The sequence below is a fragment of the Dyadobacter luteus genome, from assembly GCF_003383615.1.
GTDB classification, from domain to species: Bacteria; Bacteroidota; Bacteroidia; order Cytophagales; family Spirosomataceae; genus Dyadobacter; species Dyadobacter luteus.
The window spans coordinates 1-23,422 of sequence record NZ_QNUL01000029.1; the positions used below are offsets into that span (position 1 = coordinate 1).

A 23,422-nucleotide genomic window follows, 5' to 3' on the forward strand; every position below is an offset into this window, starting at 1 on the left:
TAAATCGAAGACTAGTACTCTTCATTATTAACTCATCATTCTTAACTCAAAGATCTTGTTGGTGACTATTGGTCCGGTGTTCACCTCTTCCCATCCCGAACAGAGAAGTTAAGCCCGGAACCGCCGATGATACTTGGATCAAACCTGGTAAAGTAGGTAGTCGCCACAATACTACAACAGAAAGCCTCACAGAAATGTGAGGCTTTTTCGCGTTAAAGTAGAGGGCATACAGTTTATAGTTCGCTATAACACTATGCAATCGGGGAGTGGCGCAGCCCGGTAGCGCATCTGGTTTGGGACCAGAGGGTCGCAGGTTCGAATCCTGTCTCCCCGACAATAAAAAAGAGTCAGAATGTAGTTTATCTACGCTCTGACTCTTTTCTGCTTTGAGGCAGTCTGTGCCTTTGTTATTTATTATAAGATTGCTGTCACTTCAGCAACCATCTCTTCATGTACTGTATCAATAATACCCTTAACATCAAGGCGGCACTCACGATATAAATCTGAAGGCTCACCATGTTCAACGATGCCATCAGGGATTCCAAGTCTTTTAACCCGGGCTCTATAATTATGATCAACCATAAATTCGATCACAGCGCTTCCAAATCCTCCCTGCAGGCATCCATCTTCAACAGTAATTACTTTGTCGAATCTGGCGAATATTTCGTGCAGTAACGCTTCATCCAACGGTTTCACAAAGCGCATATCATAAAGCGCAGCGTGAATTCCTTGTCTTTCCAAAGCATCACAGGCCTGGCTGGCAAAATTACCAACAGGACCCAAAGTTAAAATAGCGATGTCTGAGCCGTCTTTAATCTTCCGGCCACTTCCTATGCGTATTTCCTGGAAAGGAGAGCGCCAGTTAGGCATAACACCGTTTCCGCGGGGATATCTTATTGTGAATGCGTTTCCGCTTTTCTGAAATTTTTCTCCTTGCGCTGTAAACATCAGGTTGCGGAGCTCTTCTTCGTTCATCGGAGATGCCACTACCATGTTGGGAATACAACGCATATAGGCTACATCATACGCTCCGTGATGTGTTGGTCCGTCAGCTCCTACCAAACCAGCTCTATCCAGACAGAAAACAACCGGAAGGTTTTGAATGCACACATCATGTATTACCTGGTCATACGCCCTTTGCATGAACGTAGAGTAGATGTTACAAAACACTACCTTACCCTGTGTAGCCATACCGGCTGAGAAGGTAACAGCGTGCTGCTCTGCGATACCTACATCAAAAGCTCGCTCGGGCATTGCCTCCATCATAATGTTGAGCGACGATCCGGAAGGCATTGCAGGCGTTACACCGATGATTTCTTTATTGGCTGTTGCAAGTTCAACAATCGTATGTCCGAATACGTCCTGATATTTGGGAGGTTGCGGACTATCAAATATTTTCTTTTGAATCTCTCCTGAGATTTTATCAAAAATACCTGGAGCGTGCCATTTGGTCTGATCCTTTTCTGCAGGACCATAGCCTTTACCTTTAACGGTGAGGCAATGCAGCAGCTTAGGACCAGGGATATTCTTAAGGTCATTGAGTACTTCGGTAAGGTGGCCGATATCATTGCCATCAATAGGTCCGAAATATCGTAAACCTAACGATTCGAATAAATTACTCTGGCGAAGTATTGCGGTTTTCATAACCGTTTCTACTTTCGAAACCACTTCCTGAGCACTTTTCCCAAAGTTGCTCATCTTGCCCAGGATGTTCCATACTTCATCCCTGAATTTATTGTAGGTTTTTGAAGTCGTAATATCCGTCAGATATTCTTTCAATGCACCTACATTAGGATCAATTGCCATGCAATTGTCATTCAGGATAATCAGCAAATTGGAGTCTGTAGCGCCTGCATGGTTCATGCCTTCGAAGGCAAGGCCGGCAGTCATGGCACCGTCACCTATTACAGCAATGTGCTGACGTTGATAATGCTTGTCCAGTGCAGATGCAACCGCCATTCCTAATGCTGATGAAATCGAAGTAGATGAATGGCCTACTCCAAAGGCATCATATATACTTTCTTTCCGATTGGGAAAGCCCGAAATACCTCCGTAAGTCCGGTTTGTATGAAATTCATTCTTTCTCCCGGTAAGAATCTTGTGTCCGTAGGCCTGATGACCCACATCCCAGACAAGTTGATCATCGGGAGTATTAAAAACATAATGAAGCGCAACGCTTAATTCTACAACACCCAGACTAGCTCCGAAATGGCCCCCGTAAACAGATACATTATCAATAATGAATTGGCGCAATTCTGCACAAACCTGCGGCAATTGAGAACGATCCAGTTTTCTTAAATCCTCTGGTGTTTCAATTTGCGCAAGTAGTTTTCCTGGTGTTATAAGCATGTTGAAGGAAATTAGTATCAGATTGGTGAATCAGAATAAACGTGAAACACGCACAAAATTAAACAAATAGGTAATCAATCTCCGTTTTATTTTTGTTGACTTGCTTTGAAAAGCTTTTGCTTTTCTTCCTTCGTAAGACTTTCATAGCCGGATTTGGATATTTTGTCCAAAATAGAATCTATTTCAGTTTGATCCGGAGTCTCTATCGTAGCCGACGATGCCGTGCTGGTGTAGACACTGGTACTTCTGTAAACTTGTTTTTCGCGATAGGTGACCTGCATGGAAGGTTTCTTTCTGAAGAGCCCCGACCATAAATTCACCAGTGCGTAGATTGGTTTTCCCATATCTGTACCATTCTGTAACAGCTTTATGAAGAAGTAGCCTACAAAAGCCCCACCCAAATGCGCCAGGTTACCACCTGCATTTGGGCCAACAGTTTGTGCCAATGACAGAATGATATAAAACAACGCGATAAACTTGATTCGTATTGGTCCTAAAAAGATCAGGTTAAATGTATAATTAGGCAAAAGAGTAGATGCCCCAACAGCCACTGCAAAAGCAGCAGCAGAAGCGCCCAACATTCTGGATTGTTCAAGATGTGGCTGGAAGTAGGGAAGAATGTTATAAATGACCATATAAATCACTCCTCCGAAAATACCACCCAGTAAATAAAGCGCTACTACCCTTTTAGCGCCCAGATATTCGTCAATTAAGCGCCCGAACCAATAAAGGAAGAGCATATTGAAAAGAATATGGAAAATGTCGTCGTGGGTGAAGAAATAGGTAATGAGCGTCCAGGGGCGGTATAAAAATTCCGTAGTTGACGCCGGCAACTGCAGATTATTCATAATCCAGGCATAAATACCGGATGACTGGGAAAGGGTAAAAATAATCTTAGAAATCAAAAGCACGAGGAAAACCGCGGTATTGATCAGTATAATTTTAACCAGTGAGTTTTCCGATTTTGAAAACTCACGTTTTATATCATCTATAATATTGCTCATTGGTCAATAGAAGTTTGTTTTCTTGGTCCGCCAGTATCTCAACAATATGTATGCAAATAGCATTCCTCCCACGTGGGCGAAGTGTGCAACGTTGTCTGACTGAGCGTTTTTTATACCTGAATATAACTCAAATAATCCGTAAAATGTTACGAAGTATTTGGCTTTTATTGGAAAAGGAACGAATAACATAAACAGCTCAGTATTTGGGAATAACAAGCCGAAAGCCATCAAAATGCCAAACACTGCACCCGAAGCCCCTACCATAGGGATGTTGATTTCCCGTTGCAACCACCCTTTTACAAAACCTACACTATCATTGATATATGACACGTTTGTTGGGTCGGCTTCAAATTTATTCAGGAAACCCAGATTTGATTCGTACAGCGCCTTTGCATGTTTACTGAAAAAGTCAGCAAGCGCATCCGGACCGGGTTGCTGAAGGTAGAATTCTACCGCATTCCTAAGCTGTATGTTTTCATAATAGCTAATTCCTGAAAACAACAGCCCTGCACCTATTCCGGTAAAAAAGTAGAAAAATAAAAATTTCTTAGATCCCCACATTCGCTCCAGAAGCGGGCCAAACATGAATAATCCAAACATGTTACTGAAAAGATGGCCCAGATTCGCATGTAAAAACATATACGTTACGAACTGGTAAGGCATGAATGAGGGAGATAGCAGGGGCATAAGTGCAAATCCGTTAGAGATTTTGAGCACAAATGAATCTACTATGTAAAACAGAATATTCAGAATAAGTAAATTTCTTACCGTTGGGGTTATGGCTAACATATTTGACTAAAATCAGTTAAAGGTCTTTTATTCTTTTTCTGAAGAAATGTTGTTTATACTTTAAAAATACTGCTGAGCTTATCCATGGTTAACAGCACAATAATTGCCTCTCCATTGGGTGTACGGTTTGGATCTGTTGATGCAAACAGCTGGTCAATAAGGGTATGTATTTCCACAAGAGACAGCTTCACAGCATAACGAATGGAAAAACGGCGCGCCAATGATCTTGAAAGGCTTTCAGGCTTATTCAGTTTCAGATCTGAATAGCTCTGCTTCAGCTGCTCAACGAGTTCTTCGAACAAATCCTGTTCGCTTTCTTCAGGAAGGTCTGCAGGAATACCGCGTATTATTAATTCATTGGCTCCGAATTCATCAAATTCAAAACCAAGACTGCGTATCTCCTTTCTGGTTTCCTGCACAAGCTGCATATCAGAGTGTGTAAGTCTGATCGTTTTCGGAAACAGAAGTTGCTGACATGCACCATTACGATTCGTAAGCATTTTGCGGTATCGCTCATAGAGAATACGCTCATAAGCAGCCTTTTGATCGATGAGCATAATGCCGTCTTTGACTTGCGACAGGATATACCTATTGTGTAACTGGAATATGACAGCATCGCTTTCCGGAGCGGCAATAGCCTCGGATGCCATTCGGTTTACCTTGCTGGCAACAGTCATAGCCGGCTCAGAATAAGGTTTTCTGACAGCAGGAGCAGTTCCGGCGGTTTCAAAGGCCACAATTTCCCTTGTGCGGTCTTCGGTATTCTGCAATCCCTCAAACAGCTTATTCCAATTGGTCAGATTGGAGCGGGACTGCGCCGAATCAGATTTTTTGGATTGAGCAGCCCAGTCAGGCATTACAGTTCTCGGAACCAGATTATGACTTGCTTCTGATGGAGAAGGGCTGAGAAAGTTGATATTTTCTTCGAAATCTATAGACTGAGACAGATTGTAAACACCTACAGCTTTCTTTACTGCAGCCATAATAATGGCATACACCGATTTCTCATCGTCGAATTTGATCTCTGTCTTGGTAGGATGTATGTTTATGTCTATGTGAGACGGATCTATCTCAATAAACAAGACATAAAAAGGATGGCTACCCTCAGCAATGCTACCATCGAAAGCGCTGATCACCGCATGATGCATGTAACTGTGCTTGATAAAACGATTGTTGACAAAGAAAAACTGCTCTCCTCTCGTTTTACGCGCAAATTCAGGTTTACCGATATAACCACGCACGCTTATGTAGGAGGTATCCTCCTGGCAGAATGCGAGTTGCTCACGATAACTCTTTCCGTATATATCTATGATACGCCTTACAAGTTTGCCGCCACCCAGATTAAAAACTTCGGTATCATTATGATGCAGACTTAGAGAAACTTCGGGATTAGCCAGTGCGATGCGTTGAAATTCGTCCAGCACATGCCGCATTTCTACAGCATTGGACTTTAAAAAATTACGACGAGCCGGTACATTAAAAAAAAGATTTTTAACAGAAAGGCTGGTTCCTGTCACGCAGGCAACTGCTTCATGCGTTTTGATTTCAGAAGCTTCAATTTTTATCTGGATACCTGTTTCATCTTCCTCTCTTCTGGTACGCAGCTCAACCTGAGCAACAGCAGCGATGGAAGCTAAAGCTTCTCCACGAAATCCCATTGTTCTTATACTGAATAAATCTTCAGACTTACGGATCTTGGAAGTCGCGTGGCGTTCGAAACACATTCTGGCGTCTGTTTCTGACATACCAGAGCCATTATCAATGACTTGAATTAATGTTCTGCCTGCTTCTTTCAGGATAACCTGAATCTGTGTCGCTCCAGCATCAATAGCATTTTCCAGCAATTCTTTCACTACCGAAGCTGGCCGTTGCACTACCTCTCCTGCGGCTATCTGATTAGCAATTGAATCTGGCAATAATTGAATGATGTCGGAAGACGCCATATATAAATCTAAGTTTTACTATATATACAAACTTAGCAAATTTTTTGTTTAGGGGGAAGGTGCTTTTGTGTGTAGGCCGAAAGACTACCTTGAAGGCCAAAAATTCGATTTGAGAAAAAAATCACATTTTTTATTGAAATTTTCTATAATAATTAATCTGTTTTTTAATCGTATTTCGTTAATATTACAGAATTATAACTATTTCTAGCACTCCATAACAGTAACCCATTATCATGAAAGCACCAATTCTGAAAAAATTCAATGCAACGATGGCTTTACAATGGCTGATCTTTTTGCCGGTTATACTACCATTATGCGTCGTGTTCGGTGCTTTTCAGGGTATAGTGGGTATGGTTGAAAAAATGGTTCATAGAATGTGGGTTGATCTGGAGTTGTAGACGCCTCGAATAGTTATGGATAGTTCATTTTAAAAAATAGCTCCAAAGAATGCAGATGCATTCAAAATACGTGTTGGAACATTTAAGAGAGCGACTGAGATGGTCGCTCTCTTATTTTAAACTCATGTTGGTACAGTGTTTGATAGCAACAGACCAACATTATCAAAACAATCGTAAGTTATGGAATCATCAATCGACCTTATTAAAGAAAAGATAACTGACGCAGGTACAGCCATCAGTGAAGTACAGAATGTTAATAATATCGAAAGGATTGTCTCCCTCTTGGCAGGAGCTGTTGCAACTTATTATGGTTTGCAGAAGAAGGAGACGATTTTAGGCAAGGGGCTTACATTTGTAGGCGGACTTCTGATTACAAGAGGAACTACAGGCTATTGTCCGGTAAATAGGGCCTTAGAAAGGAACTGATATTCTTTCAGCATGTATACAAAAGCGCCCGGCGATTATCGAAATCGCCGGGCGCTTTTGTATGGTTTCTGTTTATTGAGGACTATTCCCTCCGGGTCTGCCCGATGTTGGTGAATTGCCGCCTGGTCTTGCGCTGGCCGGGGTACTGGTTCCGGGTATGGTAGAAGGCTGCGTTGTTGCAGGTCTTGTAGAAGTTCCTGGTACAGTTGTGCCAGGCCTTACAGGGTTTGTTCCTGTTGCAGGAACAGTGCTACCCGAATTGGGGGTTACAGCGCCTGGTAATGTTCCGGGTTGTGTAATGCTCCCCGGAACAGTTCCACCTGGCGTTACTGCGCCGGGGGCTGTAGATTGTGGCCTTGTTACACTACCGGGAACTGTGGTGGTTGTACCTGGCAAGTTGGTTGATGGTTGTGTTGTTGCCGGTGCTGTTTGTGGATATGTTCCGATAGGTGACGTTGTCGGTTGCGTCGTGGCAGGTAGTACAGACCCAGGCTGGGTAGTATTAACACTCCCCGGAGTGGTTGACTGTGTGCTGCCTGCAGGTGCGGCAGGTCTTGTCGTACTTCCGGGTGCCGTCGAGGTTGGCATTACCTGACCAAACGAAGCGAACGAAGCGAATAATGCTATTGCGGTTATATTCAATGTTATCTTTTTCATGATTTCCAGAAATTTGATGAATAATGAATTGACGATATGTTAAAAACAATCGTACCACTAACTACTTGATAATGTTACGTATATGAATAAAATGTGGTTTTTTATAAATTATTTTTTCGACCTGACGACGGCTTTTGCTGTATCTGGGATGGTTTAAGATGCATAGTCAAATGCCGGATTATAATTAATGGCATTACTTTTTCATATTTGTTTGTAAGTGCTTGAAAATAAATAGAATAATTCCCTTTTGCGATTCATTATGAAAGCTTCAAAAGATTTACCGGATCAGGAATTTAGCCTTAATATGACCCCAATGCTTGCTACACTCACCGATAAACCCTTCGATAACGATGGATGGGAATATGAGATTAAGTGGGACGGTTACAGAGCGCTGGCATTCATGAAGGATGGGGAGGTTCATCTACGGTCGAGAAATCGAAAGTCGTTTAATGAAAAATTCTATCCTGTAACAGACGCATTGGCAAAGTGGAAGATCAACGCCATTTTAGATGGGGAAATCGTTGTGGTGAATGAAGAGGGAATTTCAAAATTCGGCTTGTTGCAAAACTGGCAGGAAAAAAAAGATGGGCAGTTACTGTTTTATGTTTTTGATGTACTTTGGCTTGATGGAAAGAATTTGACGGGACAGCCTTTGCTGGAACGAAAAAAGATTTTGGCTGACCTGATACCATCAGAACACGAAGTCATAAGAAGCGGATACAGCGTTGCTGCACAGGGAACTGCATTTTTTGATGCGGCCAGCAAGATGGGTTTGGAAGGGATTATTGCCAAAAGGTCTGATAGTTTGTATAGTCCAGGGGCCCGCTCAAAGGATTGGCTCAAAATTAAAACAGAAAAAAGGCAGGAGGTAATTATTGCAGGTTATACAAATAAGCAGGGCTCTCCCAAAGTGTTCAGTTCTCTGTTGCTGGGGGTGTATGAAAAAAACAAACTTCAATACGTAGGCAAAGTAGGAACCGGATTTTCCAATAAGCAGCAGAAGGAAATGCTCGCAATATTCAAGCCACTAATAAGAAAGAAAAGCCCATTCGAAGCTACTCCCGATTATAACAAGAGAAATCGCTTCCGCCCCGTTACCACAGATATGACAGTGACTTGGCTGAAGCCAACTTTAGTATGTGAGGTAAATTACGCTGAGATCACACAGGATGGCCTCTTCCGGCACCCTTCCTTTGCAGGGCTCAGGATGGATAAAAATCCGAAAGATATTGCATTGGAAAAACCAATGACTTCGTCCGGAGATTGATGATTTTGAAAGCTACTTTTGTTCGAAAACTAATTTTTAATAAAAAAATTGGAGTATCCGAAGGGTTAAATTTTACGTTATCAGCAAGAATTTGAGCTAAATAAGGTGATCAAGAGCTAAATACAATTATAAATTGCTTGTAAATTTTGACTTACTGAAAAAATTAGTCTACCTTTGCAAGCCCAAATTACGGGTAGGAGAGATTTTACAGAGCAATAAATACATAAAGAAATGAAACGTACCTTTCAACCATCGAATCGCAAGAGGAGAAATAAGCACGGATTCCGTGAAAGAATGTCTACGGCTAACGGACGCAAGGTTGTTGCGGGTCGTCGCAAAAAAGGCCGTTGGAAACTGACTGTTTCTGACGAAAAACGTCATAAGCAATAGTTAAGGTTTTAAAGTTTAGGTAAAGGAGCAACAGCAGGTTATACCGGCTGTACTTTTTAATCTTTACAGTCTTACACCGTCTGATTCGCTGAAGTAATCTCCAGCGAATCAGACGATTTTGTCTGCAATAGACTTGAAACAAAAATTTGGAAAAAATGAGCGTCTTTGTGATCCTCGTTTAATCGGCAAGCTTTTCAAAAGAGGTAGTTCGGATGTTCAGACGTTCTACCTCTTTCCTTTTCGTGTGCTTTATATTTATGATAAGGAAAGCACTCAAAAATATCCTCAGGTATTATTTTCGGTATCTAAAAAACAGTTTAAAAAGGCTGTTGACCGAAACCTTGTCAGGCGCAGGTGCCGCGAAGCATATCGGCTTCATAAAGAACTATTAATTGCCAGCTCCGCCGGGGCTCCCCCATCTTATATTGCTTTTTTGTATCTTGCAAAAGAAATAACAACTTACGACGTTATTGAACAGGCCATGAAGCAAACCCTGAAAAAAATGGGTAAGACGCCTCCTGCTCCCTGATTTTTGCAAACTGATAATTCCTGACTCAGATGAGAAAGTATTTTCGCTCCAAATGGCTGGCGGTTCCCGTTGTTGCCGGACTGACGGTTTTTTCCTTTCGCCAAGACGACCGTTTATTTGAAATTGCCCGTAATCTGGATATATATGCTACGCTCTTTAAAGAGCTGAATGCCTATTACGTAGATGAAATCAATCCGAATCAGCTGATCAAAACCAGCATAGACAATATGCTGAGGACGCTGGATCCGTACACGGTTTACTATGCGGAAGATGATATCGAAGATTACATGACAATGACCACCGGAAAATACAATGGTATTGGTGCGATGGTCAGTTCTGCTGAAGGAAAACATACTGTGATGATGGTGTACGAGGATACGCCCGCACAGAAAGCCGGACTTCAGATTGGAGATGAGATCATCAGAATCAATGGAGTTGACGTTGCTGCCAGAGAAGATTTTGATACAGGAAAATTATTGAAAGGCCAGACACAGACGAGCGTTACCTTATCGATTAAAAGATATGGGATTGTGAAGCCTCTGGAAATTAAACTGAACCGTGATATCGTAAAGGTCACCAACGTACCTTATTATGGTATGATCAGTGAGAACGTAGGCTATATTGACCTGAAAGATTTTACGGCTACAGCTTCCCGCGAAGTAAGAAATGCTTTTCAGGAGCTGAAAGGTAAAGGTATGAAGTCGGTTGTGCTGGACTTGCGTGATAATCCGGGAGGACTGCTTAATATGGCAATTGAAATTTCCAACATCTTTGTTCCGCAGGGCTCAGAAGTAGTTTCCACAAAGGGGAAGGTGACAGAATGGAATAAAACCTATACCGCCTATAATCCGGCTATGGATATTGATATTCCTGTGGTCGTCCTAACCAATAACCGTAGTGCTTCGGCAGCCGAGATTGTTTCTGGTGTCATTCAGGACTATGACCGTGGTGTTCTGATCGGGCAGCGGACTTATGGTAAGGGTTTGGTGCAGACAACCAGAGATTTGTCGTACAATACAAAAATGAAGATTACGACTGCCAAGTATTACATACCGAGTGGCAGATGTATTCAGGCTATCAATTACAGTCAGAGAAATGAAGACGGCAGCGTAGGTAAAATTGCAGATTCTTTAATGACTGCTTTTAAAACCAAAAACGGAAGAGTTGTTTATGATGGTGGAGGTATCCTGCCGGATATTGTTACTGAAAGAGAGACTTACTCGCCATTGGCCTCAGCCTTAGGTCGTAATAGGCTTTTCTTTGAATATGCAGTGAAATATCACTTCGAACATCCGACGATTAAGCCGGCAAAGGAGTTTCATTTGACTGATCCCGAGTACAGCACTTTTGTAAAGTGGTTGTCTGACAAAGAATATGATTACACGACTCAGGTAGAGCGTGATTTGAATGATCTGGAAGCAGCTGCGAAAAAGGAAAAATCAATAGACCTGATCGATGAGCAATTGAAAGCACTTCGCTCGAAATTATCCCATACAAAGGATAACGATCTGCAAATCGGAAAAGCGGAAATAAAAAAGATATTGGAAGAGGAAATCATCAAACACTATTACCTGGAAAAAGGAATGCGTGAAGCTTCTTTTGAAGAGGATAAAGAAGTGAAAGAAGCGCTTGCTCTTTTAAAGGATTCAAATCGATATAATGAAATTCTGAAAGGGAAGAAAAAGTAGTTTGGGAACAGATTGCATTTTCTTCTTCATTTTCCTATGAAGATATTAAGTATTGACACCTCAACAAGAGGTTGTTCTGTTGCAGTTCACGATAGCGGAGCTCTGCTTGCAAGCTATGATTTGTTTGCTGATAAGTCGTCTTCTGCTATGCTGACTTCTCTCATGGAAAGCGCTGTGAAACATGCCGGCGCTACTTTAGCCGATCTGGATGCGATTGCTGTTGCCAAGGGACCGGGATCGTACACGGGGTTAAGAGTAGGAGTTTCTACAGCCAAAGGTCTGTGCTACGCCTTGGATAAACCACTTCTGGTCATTAATACGCTGGAGGCGATGGCATGGCAGGTAATCCCTTTCCATTCGTCAGACCTACTCTTTTGTCCGATGATTGATGCGCGCAGAATGGAAGTATACGCTTCCATTTTTGATGCCGAAGGGAAAGTGGTGAGTCCGACTGAAGCTGTAATTGTGGATGAAAATTCATTTCATAGTTTTTTAGCGAATGGCAAGGTTGTATTCTTTGGTGATGGCGCTTCGAAGTGTATTAAGGTTTTAGGGCAGAATAAAAATGCGGTGTTTCTAAAAGCTGACATTCGCCCTTCTGCGATGACTGTAGGTGCTTTAGCAAAAGATGCTTACGCGGCAGGTAACTTTGTAAATGTTGCCTCTTTTGAACCTTATTACCTGAAAGATTTTATGTCGCCGCCGGCGAAAAAGCAACCTGTTTCAGCCTCATAAAATGTAATAAGCCTTTATTGCCGTAAACAAATTCTGATTTTTTGATGTTCTCCATCAGAATAGAAAATACCAAGTATGGAAACAGAAGAAATTGTTAACCGCGTTGCAACCAGTGGCATTATTTCCCTTGATCTGGAAGAATTATATCATCCTGGTGAAAGGGTTTTGTATGACATCAAAGATAACCTCTGGCAGGGAATGATCCTGAAAGAGAAAGATTTCCGGGACTTTTTGAAATCTCATGATTGGGCAGCCTATTCGGGTAAAAATGTGGCCGTCACTTGTTCAGAAGACGCAATCGTGCCTACATGGGCGTATATGCTGCTCGCAAGTCATCTGGAGCCTTATGCACATCAGGTTGTATTTGGTGACCTGGAAGTTTTGGAAGCCAAACTTTTCAGTGATGCTATTGCCGGAATTAATGCATATGAATACGAGGCAAAACGTGTTGTTGTGAAGGGCTGTAGCAAATATCCGGTTCCGGTATCTGCCTACATGGAAATCACTAAACTACTGAAACCTGTGGTTCAGAGTCTGATGTTTGGAGAACCATGCAGTACAGTACCTCTCTATAAAAAGCCAAAAGCCTGATTACAATTTTAGTAATTTGAAGCTCATCCGGTGATAGGAGCATGTTCCGTGTTCCAGAATTGCACGCCGATGATGAATAGTGGGGTAGCCTACATTGCTATCCCAACCATAATGCGGAAACTGAGTCCCCAAATCTGCCATCAATTGATCACGATAATTTTTGGCTAGTACAGATGCTGCGGCAATGGAAAGATAATGGGTATCTCCTTTGATAATGCACGTATGCGGAATCATTGGGTAAGGGGTAAACCGGTTCCCATCCACCAGCAAATGTTCAGGTCGGGTATGGAGTTTATCCACGGCTCTGTGCATGGCAAGAAAGCTGGCTTTCAGAATATTGATTTTATCGATTTCTATATTATCTACTTCTGCCACGGCCCACGCAACAGATTCCCTGATAATCTCTTTTTCGAGAATATCTCTTTGTAATTTAGAAAGCTGTTTTGAGTCGTTAAGGAAAACATGTGTATAGTCCTTGGGCAAAATTACAGCTGCTGCAACCACCGGACCGGCAAGGCAACCTCTGCCGACTTCGTCCAGACCCGCTTCAATTGCTTCAAAATTATAGTAAGACTTAAGCATTAATCTTCAAGTATATTGGCCATAAACGTACTTTTGGTTGCAATTGCAATCAGAAGCAGCGTAACAGCCCAGTAAAGGTAAATTCTGTAATAATCACTAACGTCACGGGAGGTGACGTCTATATATTTTACTTTTTCTATCTGGTTTATTTGTTTGAAAACCTCTCCCAATCCCTTATTATCCGTTGCTCTGAAGTATTTTCCGCTACCCAATGCTGCAATGTTACGAAGTCCGCCCTCATCTACCAGCGCGTTGGATGTTGTGAGAGAATCTCTTTTAACCTGCCTGATCACGTTGCCTACAGATATTGTATACACTTTAACTCCGAAAGCTTTTGCCAGCTGAGCAGCTGTAGTGGGATCAAGGTTGCCGGATGTGTTGTCGCCATCACTGATCAGGATGGCGACTTTTCCATCCCCTTTTGTTTCCCGCATACGGTTCACAGCAACTGCCAACGCGCTGCCAATGGCTGTTCCGGCCGTAGGGATCATGTCTGGTTTGATTTCATCCAGGTAGCCGTACAACAGCTCATAATCCGTAGTAAGCGGACATAACGATACTGCTTCCCCGGCAAATATGATCAGACCGATCCGATCCTGTAAACGGCCTTTGATGAACTGACGCGCCACTTGCTTAGCAGCTTCCAGTCGGTTGGGGCTCAGATCTTTTTCCAACATGGAATCGGAGATATCCATAAGCAACATAATATCAATTCCTTCGGAGAAGCGGTCTTTACGTTCAGAAACTACCTGAGGACGTGCCAGAGCGATGAGTACAAGGCATAGTGCAAGTCCAACACAAACAGGTTGTATAAAACGGAGCAGTGTGAGCCAATCTCTTCCCTCTTTTTCGGAATGATAAGTAATTACCAGTCGTTGCTTATGCTTGCGGTGAAAAGCGTTGCGTAACCAGAAAAGGAGTGGGACAAATGGGAGCCCGTACAGGAAATACGGATGCACCCATTCATAAGAACGGAACATCTCATACCCAAACCATTTTAATGAAAACCACTGCTCCATATTATTTTATCAGGATACAGGGTTATCTAATATTTGCCGTCTTTTGCTCCGGTACAATTTGGTAGCACCTGTTTTGAGGACTTCCAGAAACGTATCCATATTATTGGACTTGACTTGTCCATAAATAATTCCATCCATTTTTTTTAAAGCCTGGGCGAGTGCATCGTCGGGCATGTTGTCGATAATTTCCCGGGTTGTGTAAGTAGCAAATGGTTTTTTTTCAAGCCGCTCCAGGTAGTTTTTCCAGACGATAATCGCATTCTCAGCGTCTTTGATATTATTCTTTTCTCTGGCATTCCGAAGTAACCTGTTGAAAGAGCGAAGATATTCCAAATGTCTTCTTTGCAATTTGATTAGTCGCCACTGCTTGTAAATATCTTTTCCAAAAACCCAATAGATGATAATGGCTATACCCAGAGCTATCGCCAGTGTGCCGATCAATCTTGAAAAATTGAAATTGCTGCTCAAAGGAGCGAGTACCACAGAGGGTTGTAATTTTTCCTTTTTCAGTATTGGATTCAGATTACTTTTCTTCAGAAATATGGAATCTTTCCTGCCGAAAACTGGAGTAGAATCTCCTCTGGCAAAAGTATAAATGGGAACCTGTAGTGTCTGAACGGGAGCGACATCAAAAGTTACAAGTTGATAGACTGCACTGTCAATGGTGATGGTTCCTGCGGCATTGGTTACAGAAGGAAAGCTCTTTTTTGAAATGATTTCAAATGGTGTGTAGCTGAACGTGGTATCAGGAAAGAAAACTTCCCTGTTAGGAGCATGAGAATAACTGAGGGCATAAAAAAATGGTTTTCCTACCTCTATACTATCAGTGAGGAAAGTGCCTTTGGGTTTGCTCTGTTGTCCGAAAGTTGCATTGCCCCACAAAATGAAAAGCATACATAAACCAACTCCGATCAGATTTAATTTTAAATCCGTGCAGGTATGTTTCAGGCTGATCCTGTAAATGCTTTTAAAAAGATAAATCATTCTTTACGATGAGGATTGAGCGCTTTTGCTATACTGACGAATTTTAAATAAATGGATCAGGCCGGGAACATAATCTTCCTGGGTGTTGATCGCAATATAGTCAGCACGGTTTTGTCTGCATATTTTTTCCAGTTCAGCGCTCCTCTTTTTGAAACGATCAGCCATATTTTCCTGGTACTGCCTCGAAGAAGTATTTACCCAAACGATGCGTTGCTTTTCAGCATCAAAAAGAGGGATGATGCCCAGGCTCGGCAGACTCGTTTCGCGGGCATCGTACAAATGGATTACGATCACATCATGCTTGCGACAAAGGGCTTTCAGGTTGTGCGAATAATTTTCGTCAATAAAATCAGAAATAAGAAACACAAGGCTACGGCGTCGCAATAAATTAAGCGCTACCAAAATTGCATCGGCAATATTGGTCTGTATAGATTCCGGAACCAGCTTATATAACTCCGAAACGACACTGTACCCGTGCTTCATGCCGTCAGATGGTCTGATATAACGTTCGGTTTTATCAGAGAAACAGAGCAGTCCGACCCGGCTTGCTTCTTGTATCGCGGAGAGAGTGAGTACACCACAAATCTCTTTAGCAATGTCTATTTTGAGCTTTTTAACTTCGCCTACCTGTTGCGAGGCGCTCACATCCAGCATAAAAAATGCTGTTTGCTCTTTGTCTTCTTTGAATATTTTTACAAATGTACCATGTCCTTTAGCAGAAGTGTTCCAGTCTATGGCGCGCACATCGTCCCCATACTGATACAGCCGAAGATCATCGAATTCAAGACCGGAACCTTTAAACACAGAATGGAAATTGCCATGTCGTTCGCTGGTTACGGCTTTTCGCATGCGAATTTCATACTTTCTTAGCTTGCTTAAAAACTGCTGGAACATACGATTTGCAAAAAAAATTACCACCTTTGCACTCAAATGGTGCCAAACAAAGATAGGTATTTGAGGGTTATGGTAGAACGTACAGTGAATTTCTCATTCGTTTCTCTACTTTTCATACTTGGCTTGCTAGCTGCTTCTGGTTGTTCGGATAGTAACAAACCGCCCAAAGAAGTACTGACGCAGGAGGAAATGGCATCTATTCTCTCGGATATTCACATTGCGGAGGCTCGAATTACAAAGCTTCAGCTCAGATCATCAGATTCTTCTCTGATGGTTTTTGATACACTGAAAAAGCAAATCTGGAAGAAACATAAGGTGGATACACTGGCTTACCGGAATAGTTATGACTATTATATGACTAACCCCAAACAGATGTCCCAGATTTATGAAAAGGTGAATAAAAAAATCGAAGCCCGGGAAAAGAATAATAATATCAAACCCTGAACACGTAGTCTACGTTTGTCGGATCAGAACTTAACATTATAAGCTGTGAACAATAGTATTGTTGTTATTCCAACATACAACGAAATCGAAAATATTGAAGCGATTATTCGCAAAGTATTTAGCCTGGGACATCCTTTCGACGTACTTATTATTGATGATGGTTCTCCTGACGGGACTGCCCTGGAGGTGAAAAAACTGATGCAGGAATTTCCTTCATCTCTTCATATGGTGGAGCGGAAAGGCAAACTGGGTTTGGGAACAGCTTATATTCATGGTTTTAAGTGGGCACTTGAAAGAGGATATGATTATATCTTTGAAATGGATGCCGATTTTTCTCATCCTCCTGAAGATCTTATCCGCCTTTACAACGCCTGTGCGGTAGATAAACATGATGTGGCGATCGGATCGCGGTATATTACAGGTGTTAATGTAGTAAACTGGCCCATTAACCGAGTACTAATGTCTTATTTCGCCGGTTATTATGTGAGAATGATTACAGGTATGACGATTATGGACCCGACAGCCGGTTTCATCTGCTACACCCGCCGCGTGTTGGAAACGATTAATCTGGACAGTATTCGTTTCATTGGCTATGCATTCCAGATTGAAATGAAATTCAACTCATGGAAGTACGGTTTCAGTATTACTGAGGTGCCTATCATTTTTACAGACCGAACTAAGGGAGCCTCAAAAATGTCAAGAGGTATATTTAAAGAAGCTATTTTGGGCGTGATCAGCCTGAAAGTAAATAGCTTCTTCAAAAGATATATCCCTAAGAACCAAGTTCAGAAATAGCGAGCCAGCTCATTAACCCGGTGGAAATTTCTAGTGCCGACTCATCAATGTCGAATGTTGGTGTATGTACTCCGGATATGATTCCGCGTGCTTCATTACGTGTTCCGAGACGATAAAAGCAGGAGTCTACTACCTGTGAGTAAAAGGCGAAATCTTCACCGGCCATCCACAGGTCGAGGTCAACGATATTTTCTTCACCCACGTACTGTGTAGCGGCGGTACGTGTGCGTCTTGTCAGTTCGGGATGATTTTTCAGGAAGGGATATCCTTTTACAACATCAAACTGGCAAGAGCCTCCCATCGATTCTGCAATACCTTCGGCTAGTTTCTTCATTCTTTTGAGTCCATCTTCACGCCATTCTTCGTCCATACATCTCCATGTTCCCTGAATAGTCACTTCGTTGGGGATTACGTTGGTCACGCCATCAGCAATAAACCTTCCGAAAGACAAAACGGCAGGATTGGCCGGATTTCTGTTACGGCTGATGATTTGCTGTAAAGCCACTATAATATGTGATGCCATCAGAACAGGATCTACCAACTGATGAGGAGCCGCAGCATGTCCTCCCTTTCCTTTTACGGTAAGGTATAGCTCGTCCGTACTGGCCATATACATACCTTCACGGAAACCGATCTTGCCTACAGGTACATTTGGTGCAACGTGCTGACCTATCATACTGGCAGGCCGTGGATTTTCCAGAACACCTTCCTTAATCATAATAGATGCTCCACCCGGGGCTTTTTCTTCTGCCGGTTGAAAAACAAGCTTGATACTTCCGTCAAATTCATCTTTAAGTTGTTGCAAAATAGCTGCTGTACCTAATAGGCTGGAAGTGTGCACATCATGTCCACAGGCATGCATCACACCAGGGACTGTTGATTTATAAGGAACATCATTTGCCTCAAGAATAGGCAAGGCATCCATATCAGCACGGAGTCCGACTATCCTCGATTCAGGATTTTTCCCTTCGATAAGTGCAACTACCCCTGTTCCGGCAAAGCCTTCCTGTGGATTTAGTCCTATTGCCCTCAACTGTGCAGCTACATATTCAGCAGTTTTGAATTCTTCAAATGAGAGTTCCGGATTGCTGTGCAGATGATGACGATGAGCAATGACGCGTTCAGCCTGTTGACGGGCCAGTTGTTTTATTTTTTCCTGAAGCTGTGACATAAGTACAAAAACGGTGTAACATAGCGGTAGGAACCGACTTGGGCAAAGGTACAAATAATTAGGATCGGGCAGGGTGCTGCGGGCATAACGACTTTGAATTATACCATTTGTGAAGAAGGCACGTTTCTTTGAATGTTCTTCCAATAAAAAAGGTAATTTTGAACCGATGTATCATTAAGACAACAGAAAATGGATCATAAGGAGTTTTTAAAATCGCTGGTTTGTCCACTTACCGGCGGCACACTAACGATAGCAGAAGATGGTAAAACACTCACCAGCGAGGATGGTGTTGTTTACGATGTAAATGAAAATGGAATTGTTAATATGCTGTATCCCAAGGAGCTACTTCCCGGAGATGCAAGAGAGCAGTACCTTTACGATCAGGCTTTTCTACGTTACGATAAAGGTGTTTCCTGGGTTTTTGAAACACTGAATCACTCCGACGAAGCAGCGACACGGGAGTTTATGATAGATTTGATGGAGTTAAAACCAGGTATGAAGGCACTTGAAGTAGGTGCCGGAACTGGTAAAGATTCTGCGCTGATCCTGAACAGAGTAAGACCTGGCGGAACAGCGGTTTTGTCTGACTTGTCGCCCAATATGTTGAAGCTGGCTCAGGATAAACTTTCTGCAGACGATGTGAATGTTCATTATTTCCTTGGCAACGGATCTTACCTTCCTTTTGCTGATGATACATTCGATGCTGTATTCCACTTTGGCGGAATTAATACTTTTTCGGAAAGAAAGAGAGCATTTGATGAATTGACCCGCGTTGTGAAGCCAGGCGGAAAGGTGGTTGTTGGAGATGAGAGTGTTGCTCCATGGTTGAGAAACACGCCAACTTACGCTACTTTATTAAAGGCTAATCCACTTTTCCGTGCCGAGGTACCTATAGAAGATGTACCTGCGAATGTGGAAGATCTGAAGCTACACTACATTTTTGGTAATGCTTTTTATGTACTTGAATACCGTGTAACGGCAAAAGCTCCTGAGGTAGATATTGATCTGCCGATTCCCGGGAAAGACTTTGTTGATAACTGGAGACTGCGCGCTGAAAAAGCAGTTGACTAAGCGACAGCTGACAGTGTTACGGGTTAAGTACGAAATAAAAGGACAATTACAATGTGGGTAAAAAAAGGAGTTATATATAAACCGGACGGAAGTCTGCCGCATAGCCTTTCGCATGCTCAGGTGCCGTTTGCATACAAGCATAAAGATTTTTTACGAATCTATTTCTCATCCCGTGATGCGAGTGGTCAGTCGAGGCCAACCTTCCTGGATGTAGATTATGACAATCCGAAAAAGATAATCAACATACATGACAAACCCATTCTTGAATTGGGTGGACCTGGCGAATACGATGAAACCGGTGCCATGCCGTCGTGGTTTGTCGATATGCCGAATGGTGATATCTGGCTTTATTACACAGGCTGGAACAGAACCTGGAATTCGTACAGACTTTCTATGGGTCTTGCGGTAAGTCACGATGGTGGTATATCTTTCAAAAAAATGTTCACAGGACCGATTATGGATCGCAGTATCCAAAATCCGCTTTGGGCTGCACAACCTTCTGTAATCCGTGAAGATGACGGTACCTGGAGAATGTGGTATATCTCAGGTCATAAATGTGAGTATATTCACGACTATCCCGAGCCTTACTACCGGGGACAGTCAGCTATTTCAAAAGATGGAATTCACTGGGAAATCAGCGATGTTCCTACACTTGATTTTGATGATTTCCTTCATGCAGTGGGGCGTCCGAGTGTGTTCAAGGAAGATGGTATCTATAAAATGTACTATTCGTACCGTCACACAAGAGATTACCGTACCGACCGTAACCAAAGTTACCGCCTTGGCTACGCTGAGTCTGTAGACGGAACAAATTGGGAGCGGAAGGATCATCTGGTTGGTATTTCAAAATCGGACAATCCTGAAGATTTTGATTACCAAATGATCGATTATGCCAATTACTACGAGCATAACGGTAAGAAATATCTTTTATATAATGGAAATGGTTTCGGGGCAGCTGGCTTTGCTTATGCTGTTTGGGAAGACTAAAAAAATATCACCATACGTACTGACTCACGTCATACCATGAACTTTTACCTGATGATAGTTTTGAATGTAAATATCTTGCAAAAAAATTGATCATAAAATGAGTACACTTCGCGAACAGTTCAATGAAGACGGATATGTAATTCTCAGAAATTTTCTGGAGAAAGATCAGGTTAATTCCATTTATACAGAGGCTCGGAAAATATTCGCAGCTCAGATAAAAAGAGTTACCGGGAAATCGGTTGATATAGATGACAAGGATGCTTTTGAAAATGCAATGTTCGAGTTCTTCGAAAAGGATTTTGAAGCATTTGTAGGTACCGGGAAAACTGTACAGCATAGTTTTTCACTTCATCGTCTTGGACTTGATCCTAAAATCGAGAACCTGCTGAAAGAGGTTGGTTTGGCAAATCCGGTAATCGGAGCACGCGCTGCTATGCAGTTCAACAGCCGTTTCTTGTCAAAAGACGGGAGCAAACACTGGAAACTGGATGCACATCAGGATTGGCGTACAGGACAGGGTTCTCTGGACAGTGCTGTAATCTGGTTTCCGATGGTGGATGCCGGTGCTGAAATTGGCGCTTTGCAAGTGATTCCGGGAAGCCACAAGTTTGGTCTTCAGGCGTCAAGTGCATCGGGTTATCAGGGAGGTATTACTTCTTCACTCAAAGAAGAAGATTTTATTCAGACGGAATTTAAAGTAGGAGATATTCTGATCTTCTCTTCGTTCCTGATACATCAGTCGGGTAATAATGTCACTAACAACATCCGCTGGTCGGTGCAGTTGAGATATAATAATCTGGATGAGCCTACTTTCATAGAAAGGGGATATCCGATGGCCTATATTTACAAACCTGAAACGGAGCTTGTCACGCCCGACTTTCCCACGAAAGAGCAGCTGTTGGAAGTTTACAGTTAAACAAATACGAATTAATACAAGCATCAGTCATCAGGCTGGTGCTTTTTCTCTTTTATGAAAGTCTCAGTTTGTGTTCCCGCTTATAATCACGAAAAGTATATTGGTCAGATGCTTGATGGGGCACTGATGCAGCAAACCAATTTTGATTTCGAAATTGTGATTGGTGATGATGCGTCTAAAGACGGCACACAGGATATTATCAGGCAATATATAGCAGCAAATCCGGGCCGTATCCGTGCTTTTCTCCATGCTGAAAATCAGGGACCTGCGGAACCAAGAGAGTTTGCCGGAAGAAACAATGTGCTAGGTCTGCTGAAAGCCTGTAAAGGAGAATATGTCGCCATGTGTGAAGGGGACGATTATTGGACTGATCCATTGAAATTGCAGAAGCAGGTGGATTTTCTGGATGCCAATCCCGATTATGCGATATGTCATCATAATGCAGAGGTGATTTATGAAGATGGATCGCCAAGTCATTCTTTCAATGATACTGATCAGAAACTTACTTCCACAATTGTAGACATTTTGGAAGATAAATGGTTTATGGCCACAGCAAGCTGGTTGTACAGGAATCATTTCTTAGAAAATGATTTTGCTGACTGGCACGCGGGCGCTGCAGCAGGTGATTGGGCCATTATGATTCAGTTGGCGGCTCAGGGTAAAATAGGGTACCTTCCGGAGACGATGAGTATCTATCGTAAACATAGCGCAGGATTAAGTAATGTTCATGCCAATACAAACAGAAAATTCTGGCAAAACAGGAAGGAGATGTTTGAGGCTGTGAATGTATGGCTTGATTATCGGTATAATGACACCATCGAAAAAACAGTTGCTTCTTATGATGCTCGCCTTTCAGAACTTGACAAAATTGGACATTAGAATTAATAATCTTTAATTTGTACTGTTTTCACTGATTAACCTATATGAAGCTAAGCGTTGTAATACCGGCATATAATGAAGAAGAGTCTATATCGGACACGTTAAGGGCGCTTTACGGCACCTTAAATAAGTACAATATACCTCACGAAATATGTGTTACCAACGATAATTCCAAAGATGGGACTTTACGGGTATTGGATGAATTGTCACTTACCATCCCTACTCTGACCTATTACACTAATCCCGGGCCGAATGGCTTTGGTTATGCGGTACGTTATGGGCTGGAAAGATTCAAAGGTGACTGTGTTGCTGTTTTTATGGCAGATATGTCCGATGATCCTGAAGATCTGGTGAAATTCTACAATAAAATGCTGGAAGGAAACTACGACTGCATTTTTGGATCCCGCTGGGAAAAGGGAGGCAAAGTTATTGATTACCCGGGTTTGAAAAAGGTGATAAACCGTGTTGCCAATATGATTGTGAAGATGGTAATGGGGATCAAATACAATGATACTACCAACGCTTTTAAACTGTATAAGCGTGAAACCATTGAAGGGTTAAAGCCATTTCTTGCACCACATTTTAACCTTACTTTAGAATTGCCTCTCAAAGCCATGGTTCGTGGCTATAATTATGCGGTTGTTCCTAATAGCTGGACAAACCGCAAATACGGAGAATCAAAGCTCAAAATCAAAGAAATGGGCAGCCGCTATTTCTTTATTCTTATGTACTGTTTTATTGAAAAATACTTTTCAAGAGGAGATTTTAAGAAAAAATCAGAAGCACCTAGGAAGGAGGTAAGCAGGTAGTTTTTGATTAAGAATTAGGAATTAGGAATTAGGAATTAAGAATTAAGACCGGGCCGTCGCTGCGGTTAAGAATTAAGATCGAGCCGCCGCTGCGGTTAAATTAAC

The 23,422-nt window shown here is 42.3% G+C and carries 25 protein-coding genes, 1 tRNA gene and 1 rRNA gene; 17 read left to right on the forward strand and 10 right to left on the reverse strand.

Translation table 11 applies throughout. The annotated features are described in order from the left end of the window. Positions 1–57: 57 nt before the first annotated feature. Both rrf and DSL64_RS24115 read left to right on the forward strand, forming a co-directional pair. Positions 58–169: ribosomal RNA gene (gene rrf / locus DSL64_RS24110) — 5S ribosomal RNA — on the forward strand. 91 nt (positions 170–260) lie between these two features. Continuing rightward, a tRNA-Pro gene (locus DSL64_RS24115) sits at positions 261–334 on the forward strand. A gap of 80 nt (positions 335–414) precedes the next feature. Here the strand turns inward: DSL64_RS24115 and dxs are convergent. The 4 genes from dxs to mutL all read right to left on the reverse strand — a co-directional run bounded on the left by dxs (position 415) and on the right by mutL (position 6,085). Then, entirely contained in the window at positions 415–2,349 is a 1,935-nt protein-coding gene (gene dxs, locus DSL64_RS24120) for a 1-deoxy-D-xylulose-5-phosphate synthase (RefSeq protein ID WP_115833520.1), read from the reverse strand. A gap of 86 nt (positions 2,350–2,435) precedes the next feature. After that, positions 2,436–3,353 carry a rhomboid family intramembrane serine protease gene (locus DSL64_RS24125; protein WP_115833521.1) on the reverse strand — a complete coding sequence of 306 codons (918 nt, stop codon included), beginning with the start codon at positions 3,351–3,353 and terminating at the stop codon, positions 2,436–2,438. 3 nt (positions 3,354–3,356) lie between these two features. Beyond that, the gene (locus DSL64_RS24130; protein WP_115833522.1) at positions 3,357–4,142 is read right to left on the reverse strand and encodes a rhomboid family intramembrane serine protease; all 786 of its coding nucleotides are present in this window, start codon (positions 4,140–4,142) and stop codon (positions 3,357–3,359) included. 53 nt (positions 4,143–4,195) lie between these two features. Further along, the gene (gene mutL, locus DSL64_RS24135) at positions 4,196–6,085 is read right to left on the reverse strand and encodes a DNA mismatch repair endonuclease MutL (protein WP_115833523.1); all 1,890 of its coding nucleotides are present in this window, start codon (positions 6,083–6,085) and stop codon (positions 4,196–4,198) included. Between the two features lie 233 nt (positions 6,086–6,318). Here mutL and DSL64_RS29190 point away from each other — a divergent pair, with 233 nt between their 5' ends. Next, positions 6,319–6,483, forward strand: coding sequence for a hypothetical protein (locus DSL64_RS29190; protein ID WP_199539491.1), 165 nt, complete (start codon positions 6,319–6,321; stop codon positions 6,481–6,483). A 180-nt stretch (positions 6,484–6,663) separates the two neighbouring features. Next, positions 6,664–6,909, forward strand: a complete 246-nt coding sequence (locus DSL64_RS24140; protein ID WP_115833524.1) for a YgaP family membrane protein — start codon at positions 6,664–6,666, stop codon at positions 6,907–6,909. 72 nt (positions 6,910–6,981) lie between these two features. On the opposite strand, the gene DSL64_RS28860 is transcribed toward DSL64_RS24140, so the two are convergent. Beyond that, positions 6,982–7,566, reverse strand: coding sequence for a hypothetical protein (locus tag DSL64_RS28860; protein WP_147300415.1), 585 nt, complete (start codon positions 7,564–7,566; stop codon positions 6,982–6,984). A gap of 259 nt (positions 7,567–7,825) precedes the next feature. Between DSL64_RS28860 and ligD the strand changes: the two genes are divergently transcribed. The 6 genes from ligD to DSL64_RS24175 all read left to right on the forward strand — a co-directional run bounded on the left by ligD (position 7,826) and on the right by DSL64_RS24175 (position 12,766). After that, positions 7,826–8,833 carry a non-homologous end-joining DNA ligase gene (ligD, locus tag DSL64_RS24150; protein ID WP_115833526.1) on the forward strand — a complete coding sequence of 336 codons (1,008 nt, stop codon included), beginning with the start codon at positions 7,826–7,828 and terminating at the stop codon, positions 8,831–8,833. Positions 8,834–9,064: 231 nt separating this feature from the next. Next, the gene (gene rpmH, locus DSL64_RS24155; protein ID WP_015813300.1) at positions 9,065–9,223 is read left to right on the forward strand and encodes a 50S ribosomal protein L34; all 159 of its coding nucleotides are present in this window, start codon (positions 9,065–9,067) and stop codon (positions 9,221–9,223) included. Positions 9,224–9,356: 133 nt separating this feature from the next. Further along, on the forward strand, positions 9,357–9,752 hold the full coding sequence (rnpA, locus tag DSL64_RS24160; RefSeq protein WP_115833578.1) for a ribonuclease P protein component: 396 nt from the start codon (positions 9,357–9,359) through the stop codon (positions 9,750–9,752). 29 nt (positions 9,753–9,781) lie between these two features. Beyond that, the gene (locus DSL64_RS24165; RefSeq protein ID WP_115833527.1) at positions 9,782–11,440 is read left to right on the forward strand and encodes a S41 family peptidase; all 1,659 of its coding nucleotides are present in this window, start codon (positions 9,782–9,784) and stop codon (positions 11,438–11,440) included. 36 nt (positions 11,441–11,476) lie between these two features. Next, positions 11,477–12,175 (forward strand): tRNA (adenosine(37)-N6)-threonylcarbamoyltransferase complex dimerization subunit type 1 TsaB, encoded by a 699-nt coding sequence (tsaB, locus tag DSL64_RS24170; RefSeq protein WP_115833528.1) that lies wholly within the window; start codon positions 11,477–11,479, stop codon positions 12,173–12,175. A 75-nt stretch (positions 12,176–12,250) separates the two neighbouring features. Further along, positions 12,251–12,766 (forward strand): DUF2480 family protein, encoded by a 516-nt coding sequence (locus DSL64_RS24175; protein WP_115833529.1) that lies wholly within the window; start codon positions 12,251–12,253, stop codon positions 12,764–12,766. Here the strand turns inward: DSL64_RS24175 and rnhB are convergent, their stop codons facing one another. From rnhB to DSL64_RS24195, 4 genes are read right to left on the reverse strand one after another with little or no spacing between them, the layout of a single operon-like run. Then, positions 12,767–13,348 (reverse strand): ribonuclease HII, encoded by a 582-nt coding sequence (rnhB, locus tag DSL64_RS24180; protein WP_115833530.1) that lies wholly within the window; start codon positions 13,346–13,348, stop codon positions 12,767–12,769. Further along, complete coding sequence (locus tag DSL64_RS24185; RefSeq protein ID WP_115833531.1) at positions 13,348–14,367, reverse strand: VWA domain-containing protein; 1,020 nt, start codon at positions 14,365–14,367, stop codon at positions 13,348–13,350. Before DSL64_RS24185 ends, rnhB begins: the two co-directional genes overlap by 1 nt. A 9-nt stretch (positions 14,368–14,376) precedes the next feature. After that, positions 14,377–15,351 (reverse strand): hypothetical protein, encoded by a 975-nt coding sequence (locus DSL64_RS24190; protein ID WP_229217212.1) that lies wholly within the window; start codon positions 15,349–15,351, stop codon positions 14,377–14,379. Between the two features lie 3 nt (positions 15,352–15,354). Then, positions 15,355–16,245: a DUF58 domain-containing protein gene (locus DSL64_RS24195; RefSeq protein ID WP_115833580.1), complete on the reverse strand. Its 891-nt coding sequence runs from the start codon at positions 16,243–16,245 to the stop codon at positions 15,355–15,357. 69 nt (positions 16,246–16,314) lie between these two features. On the opposite strand from DSL64_RS24195, the gene DSL64_RS24200 reads away from it, so the two are divergent. Then, positions 16,315–16,689 carry a DUF4296 domain-containing protein gene (locus DSL64_RS24200; protein ID WP_115833581.1) on the forward strand — a complete coding sequence of 125 codons (375 nt, stop codon included), beginning with the start codon at positions 16,315–16,317 and terminating at the stop codon, positions 16,687–16,689. 45 nt (positions 16,690–16,734) lie between these two features. Beyond that, positions 16,735–17,484: a polyprenol monophosphomannose synthase gene (locus DSL64_RS24205; RefSeq protein ID WP_115833532.1), complete on the forward strand. Its 750-nt coding sequence runs from the start codon at positions 16,735–16,737 to the stop codon at positions 17,482–17,484. Here the strand turns inward: DSL64_RS24205 and DSL64_RS24210 are convergent. Further along, positions 17,462–18,655, reverse strand: a complete 1,194-nt coding sequence (locus DSL64_RS24210) for a M20 metallopeptidase family protein (protein ID WP_115833533.1) — start codon at positions 18,653–18,655, stop codon at positions 17,462–17,464. The genes DSL64_RS24205 and DSL64_RS24210 overlap by 23 nt on opposite strands. A gap of 189 nt (positions 18,656–18,844) precedes the next feature. Between DSL64_RS24210 and DSL64_RS24215 the strand changes: the two genes are divergently transcribed. From DSL64_RS24215 to DSL64_RS24235, 5 genes are all read left to right on the forward strand, one after another. Then, positions 18,845–19,726, forward strand: coding sequence for a class I SAM-dependent methyltransferase (locus tag DSL64_RS24215; protein ID WP_115833534.1), 882 nt, complete (start codon positions 18,845–18,847; stop codon positions 19,724–19,726). A 51-nt stretch (positions 19,727–19,777) separates the two neighbouring features. Continuing rightward, the gene (locus tag DSL64_RS24220; RefSeq protein WP_115833535.1) at positions 19,778–20,713 is read left to right on the forward strand and encodes a glycoside hydrolase family protein; all 936 of its coding nucleotides are present in this window, start codon (positions 19,778–19,780) and stop codon (positions 20,711–20,713) included. A 97-nt stretch (positions 20,714–20,810) separates the two neighbouring features. Beyond that, positions 20,811–21,629 (forward strand): phytanoyl-CoA dioxygenase family protein, encoded by an 819-nt coding sequence (locus DSL64_RS24225; RefSeq protein ID WP_115833536.1) that lies wholly within the window; start codon positions 20,811–20,813, stop codon positions 21,627–21,629. Positions 21,630–21,683: 54 nt separating this feature from the next. After that, positions 21,684–22,508, forward strand: a complete 825-nt coding sequence (locus tag DSL64_RS24230) for a glycosyltransferase family 2 protein (RefSeq protein WP_115833537.1) — start codon at positions 21,684–21,686, stop codon at positions 22,506–22,508. A 44-nt stretch (positions 22,509–22,552) separates the two neighbouring features. Continuing rightward, positions 22,553–23,317 carry a glycosyltransferase family 2 protein gene (locus tag DSL64_RS24235; protein ID WP_115833538.1) on the forward strand — a complete coding sequence of 255 codons (765 nt, stop codon included), beginning with the start codon at positions 22,553–22,555 and terminating at the stop codon, positions 23,315–23,317. Positions 23,318–23,422: the final 105 nt, after the last annotated feature.